Here is a 5,039-nt window from a genome sequence, read left to right as displayed (position 1 = left end):
CATCCAAGACACCCTCAACCAACGCCCCCGACCAACCCTGAACCTCGACACACCGGCTCAACGGCTCGCCCAACTCCTAGCCGAAGCCGCCTAACCCGTGTTGCATTCACCGATTGACAATGCCCCGGGCAGCGTCGCAATGGCTTACGTTTCGGCGGGGGGCTGCGGCGGTTGCAACGCCGCGGCCAACACGGGCACCACCAATTCGCGCTGCCAGTTTCTTGCTTGACCAGCGGCTAGAAACTTGTCGACCGCGGCGGCGGTGTCGTCGCCGGCGGGTGCCTCCCAATCCCAGCACAGCCGCCGGACCAGGTCGGGCGTGACCAGGTTCTCCGATGGCACCGTCACCTGTTCGGACAACTCCCGTAGCGCGGCGCGGGCCGCATCGAGCCGCGCTGCGGCCTCCGGCCTGCGTCGAGCCCAGCGCGCCGGCGGTGGTGGACCGTTGGGCGGTTCGGTTTCGTCGCCAGGGCCAGGGCTTTCGCGCGCGGCCTTCAGCGCTGCCAACCATGTGGCGGCACTACGGCGTTGCCGTTTTCCGCCGAAGATCGGCAGGGCGACCAGCTCGTCTAGGGTCTTCGGGTCGGCGCTGGCGGCGTCGATGATCGCGGAGTCGGGCAGGATGCGCCCTGGGGCGATGTCGCGGCGTTGCGCGATTTCGTCTCGGACCGTCCACAATTCGCGCACGGCGGCCAGACCACGCTGGTTGCGGACCCGGTGAATGCCGGAGGTGCGGCGCCAGCGATCTCGGCGGGTCGCGGGTGGGGTTTGGCCGGCGCCGATCCGAAGGTAGTCGAATTCTTCTGCGGCCCAGGCGGTTTTGCCCTGCTCGGCGAGCACGGCTGCGATCGACTCGCGCAGGCCGATGAGCACCTCGACGTCCAGGGCCGCGTAGTTGAGCCAGGCCTCCGGCAAGGGACGTCGAGACCAGTCCGCCGCGCCGTGGCCCTTGGCCAGCCCGACACCGAGCAGCCGCTGCGCCATCGCTGCCAAGTTGACTCGGTCGAAGCCGGCCAGCCGGCCGGCCAACTCGGTGTCGTACAACGCCGGCGGCTGCATGCCGACCTCCGCCAGGCACGGCAGATCCTGATCGGCTGCGTGCAGGATCCACTCGTCGTCGGCCAGCACATCGGCGACGGGCCGAAGCACGGTCGGCGGGTCGCCGCCATGGCTGACCGGGTCGATGAGAACGGTGCCGGCGCCGGCCCGCCGGATCTGAATCAGGTACGCGCGGTTGGAGTATCGGAAACCCGAGGCCCGCTCGGCGTCGACCGCGAACGGGCCGTGGCCGCCCGCGAGCAACTCAGCGGCGGCCGTGATCTCGCCGGCGGTCGTGGACAGGTCGGGCACCCCGTCGGTGGGGTGGAGCAGCGGGGTGACGTCAGGTTCCGCGGCGTCGGGCGTTTCGGTTGGTGCTTCTGTCGGCTCCGGAGCCATGTCAAACGCGCGACCGGGTGCCCAAATCTGTCACCCCAACCGGTGGCAACCCCGCGGCGTGCTCGAGCACTTCGCAGAACGCCTCGACGTGGGTACCGATGTCGGTGGTGAGTGCCGTCCACGACGCGCGCAGTTCCAGCTGGTGTGCGCGCGGTGGACCGGAGATGTCGCCGTAGCGCACCGAGGTGGTGGCGGTGACCGTACCGCCGAGCGCGGTGACCTGCTCGGCGCGTGCGTCCAGCGCCTCTACCAGCCAGCTCCACGCGACCTCCGGTAGCAGCGGGTCGACCGCTTCGCTGGAATCCAGATCGGCCTGGATATAGGCGACCAGCCGCATGGTGCCGTCCCAGGCGTCGGCGCCTTCGGGGTCGTAGAGCAGGATCAACCGGCCGAACGCGTCACCGTCGGACCGCTCCGGGACGATATCGACTTCGGGACGCTTGACCTCAGCGCCCAGCGCGTAGCTGTATGGCGCGAGACGCTGCGGCGGCCGGATGGGGCCCAGCTCGATTTCGGGTCGGACGCTGGCTCCGCTCATCGCCGCTACGGCTTCGCGAAACGGGACCGGTTCGGCTGCTGTCATACGCGCCGTTCCTCCTCGTCGCTCCGCCCCCCGTCGCCGACGGCCGAGGTCACGGGCGCCGCAATTGTCCGTCGCCCCGCTCCGCGTCGTTGCTGGCGGGTCACAGCGTCTGACGCTAGACCTATCCGGCGACGCGGCGACACAGGCGCGCCGTTTCGGTCGCCGGGGTCCGGCGTGGGAGGGCAGGTGCTGGGGCGTCATGTCGTCCTAGTCGGCGGTGAAACGTGCCGGGCGCTTCTCGCGGTGGGCGGCCAGCCCTTCTCGCACGTCCGGGCCGCCGAAGCTCAAAAACTCCAGGCCAAGAGATGTTTCAAAGGCCGGTGCGGCCGCCCGATACCAGTGATTGAGGCTGTGTTTGGTGAACCGGATCGCCGATTGCGCACCTTGCGCCAGCTCCGTTGCGATGCGCGTCGCGGTGGTGAGCACCTCTGCGTCGTCCACGCAGAGCGAGACCAGCCCGATGCGTTCGGCTTCGGCGCCGTCCAGCGGGGCGCAGGTGAGCAGGTAGTACTTGGCCTTGGCCATTCCGACCAGTAGCGGCCAGCAGATGGCGGCGTGATCGCCGGCGGCGACGCCGAGCTTGGTGTGGCCATCGATGATCTTGGCGGTACGCCCGGCCACCGACACGTCGGCCAGCAGCGCCACCACCAGACCCGCGCCGACCGCCGCGCCGTTGATCGACGAGATCACCGGTTTGTCGAAGTTGACCATGTTCAGCACCAGGTCGCGGGCCTCACGCATGATCCGCATCCGGTCGTCGAACTCGCCCATGGTCTCGTCGATCAGGTCGAAGCTGCCACCCGACGAGAAGGCCCTGCCCTCACCGCGGACCAGCACCGCCCGCACGTCGGGATCACGACCGATAGCCGGCCAGACGTCGGCGAGGTCGCGGTGCATCTGCGGCCCGACCGAATTCAGCCCGGGCGCGTCGAGAATCAGGTGCAGCACGCCATGATCAGCGCGTTCGATCCGCAGGCTGGGGAACTCGTCATAGCTGACTTCTGGGTGGCGAACTGGCATCCCGGCTCCTGACCCCTGGCTCATGGACGTTGACGACGACGACGACGTTACGCACGGCTCCGGGCGCTGCTCGCCGCACCCGCCACACGGCGGTCGTGGCAGCATTGATCGTGATGACTGACCGTCGCACGCTTCCCGAATCGCCCTACCTGGCCGCGGCCGCCGGCCGCAAACCCACCCGAGTGCCGGTGTGGTTCATGCGGCAGGCCGGGCGTTCCCTGCCGGAATACCGGGCGCTGCGCAAGCAGAACACGATGATGGAAGCCTGTTTCGACGCCGGGCTGGTCGCCGAGATCACGCTGCAACCGATCCGCCGGCATGACGTCGACGCGGCAATCCTGTTCTCCGACATCGTGGTTCCGCTGCGCGGTGCCGGCGTCGACGTGGATATCGTCGCCGACGTCGGCCCGGTGATCGCCGCGCCGGTGCGCACCGCTGCCGACGTCGATGCCCTGCGGCCGCTGGACCCCCAGGGCGTTGAGCCGGTGTCGGATGCCGTCTCGCTGCTCGTGCGTGAACTGGGCGAGGTGCCGCTGATCGGTTTTGCCGGCGCACCGTTCACGCTAGCGTCCTACCTGGTCGAGGGCGGCCCGAGCCGCAACCATGCCCGCACCAAGGCCATGATGCTGGCCGAACCGTCGTGCTGGCATGCGCTGATGGAGAAGCTGACCGACCTGACGATCGGTTTCCTGCGGGTACAACTCGATGCCGGGGTGGATGCGATTCAGATGTTCGATTCGTGGGCGGGTGTGCTGTCGCTGGCCGACTACCGGCGCTACGTGCTGCCGCACAGTTCGCGGGTGTTCGCCACGTTGGCCGATCGTGGCGTGCCGATGACGCACTTCGGGGTGGGCACCGCGGAGCTGCTGGGTGCCATGTCGACGGCCGGTGCGACGGTAGTCGGGGTCGATTGGCGTACCTCTCTTGTCGACGCCGCGGCGCGGGTCGAGGCCGGAAAAGCGTTGCAGGGCAACCTCGATCCGGCGGTGCTGCTGGCCGGCTGGGCGACGGTGGAGCAGGTGGCGCGCGCGGTGGTCGATGACGGACGCCGCGCCGTGGACGCCGGCGCGGCCGGGCACATCTTCAACCTCGGCCACGGCGTGCTGCCGGAAACCGATCCGGCGATGCTCACCGACCTGGTAGCGCTGATCCACTCGCTATGACTCGTTCGTATTGTGTTGTCGGCGGCGGAATCTCGGGCCTGACCGCGGCCTATCGGTTACGGCAGAGCGCCGGTGACGATGCGACCATCACACTTTTCGACCCCGCAGACCGGCTCGGCGGCGTGCTGCGCACCGAGCAGGTCGCCGGAGTTTCCGTCGACGTCGGAGCCGAGGCGTTCGTGGTGCGCCGGCCCGAAATGCCGGCGTTGCTCGCCGAATTGGGCCTGGCCAACGACCAACTCGGCACCACGGGTGCGCGTCCACTGATCTACAGCCAGAGTCGGCTGCACCCGCTGCCGACCGGAACGCTCAATGGCATCCCGTCGTCGGCGGAGTCACTGGCCGGTCTGGTCAACGACGCCACCCTGGCCCGTATCGCCGCCGAACCGGATCAGGCGTTGAGTTGGCAGTCAGGCGCCGATCCGGCCGTCGCCGACCTGATCGCCGATCGGTTCGGCGAACAGGTGGTGTCCCGGTCGGTGGATCCGATGCTCGGCGGGGTCTACGCGGGATCAGCCGCGACAATCGGCCTTCGTTCGGCCGCCCCGAGCCTGGCCGCCGGCTTGGACGCCGGCGCCACCAGCGTTACCGATGCGGTCCGCCAGGCGCTCACGAGCGTCACCGCGGGCCCGATCTTCGGCATGGTGGGCGGCGGATACCGGGTGCTGGTGGAGGAACTTGCGCTTCGCAGCCGGGCCACGTGGGTGCAGTCGGCGGTGGACGGCATCGAAGCCCTGCCCGCCGGGGGCTGGAACGTACGCGACAACACCGGTGCCCAGTGGCAGGCCGACGGGGTGATCTTGGCCCTCCCGGCCGCTCGACTCGCCGGTCTGGTC

At 69.2% G+C, this 5,039-nt stretch carries 4 protein-coding genes and 1 pseudogene; 2 read left to right on the top strand and 3 right to left on the bottom strand.

The features are described 5' to 3' along the window. Nucleotides 1–144: 144 nt before the first annotated feature. The 3 genes and pseudogenes from WAN02_RS15075 to WAN02_RS15065 form a co-directional block, all read right to left on the bottom strand. On the bottom strand, nucleotides 145–1,437 hold the full coding sequence (locus WAN02_RS15075) for an HRDC domain-containing protein (protein ID WP_422265006.1): 1,293 nt from the start codon (nucleotides 1,435–1,437) through the stop codon (nucleotides 145–147). Nucleotide 1,438: 1 nt separating this feature from the next. Further along, nucleotides 1,439–2,073, bottom strand: a pseudogene (locus WAN02_RS15070) (DUF3000 domain-containing protein). 154 nt (nucleotides 2,074–2,227) lie between these two features. After that, nucleotides 2,228–3,040, bottom strand: a complete 813-nt coding sequence (locus tag WAN02_RS15065) for an enoyl-CoA hydratase/isomerase family protein (protein WP_422265005.1) — start codon at nucleotides 3,038–3,040, stop codon at nucleotides 2,228–2,230. 113 nt (nucleotides 3,041–3,153) lie between these two features. Here WAN02_RS15065 and hemE point away from each other — a divergent pair, with 113 nt between their 5' ends. Together hemE and WAN02_RS15055 are read left to right on the top strand one after the other, a co-directional pair. Next, nucleotides 3,154–4,203 carry a uroporphyrinogen decarboxylase gene (gene hemE / locus WAN02_RS15060; protein WP_422265004.1) on the top strand — a complete coding sequence of 350 codons (1,050 nt, stop codon included), beginning with the start codon at nucleotides 3,154–3,156 and terminating at the stop codon, nucleotides 4,201–4,203. Beyond that, on the top strand, nucleotides 4,200–5,039 hold an 840-nt coding region (locus WAN02_RS15055), incomplete at its 3' end, for an FAD-dependent oxidoreductase (RefSeq protein ID WP_422265003.1). The genes hemE and WAN02_RS15055, both read left to right, overlap by 4 nt.

It is taken from the genome of Mycobacterium sp., assembly GCF_049281135.1.
GTDB lineage: Bacteria > Actinomycetota > Actinomycetes > Mycobacteriales > Mycobacteriaceae > Mycobacterium.
The sequence above is the reverse complement of the archived record's forward strand: the minus strand, read 5'-3'. Positions and strand labels throughout refer to the sequence as shown.

What these genes read in the sequence shown, in the direction of transcription:
- WAN02_RS15065 (WP_422265005.1), bottom strand. Translation starts at nt 3,040, where the DNA reads ATGCCAGTTCGCCACCCAGAAGTCAGCTATGACGAGTTCCCCAGCCTG.
- WAN02_RS15075 (WP_422265006.1), bottom strand. Translation starts at nt 1,437, where the DNA reads ATGGCTCCGGAGCCGACAGAAGCACCAACCGAAACGCCCGACGCCGCG.
- hemE (WP_422265004.1), top strand. Translation starts at nt 3,154, where the DNA reads ATGACTGACCGTCGCACGCTTCCCGAATCGCCCTACCTGGCCGCGGCC.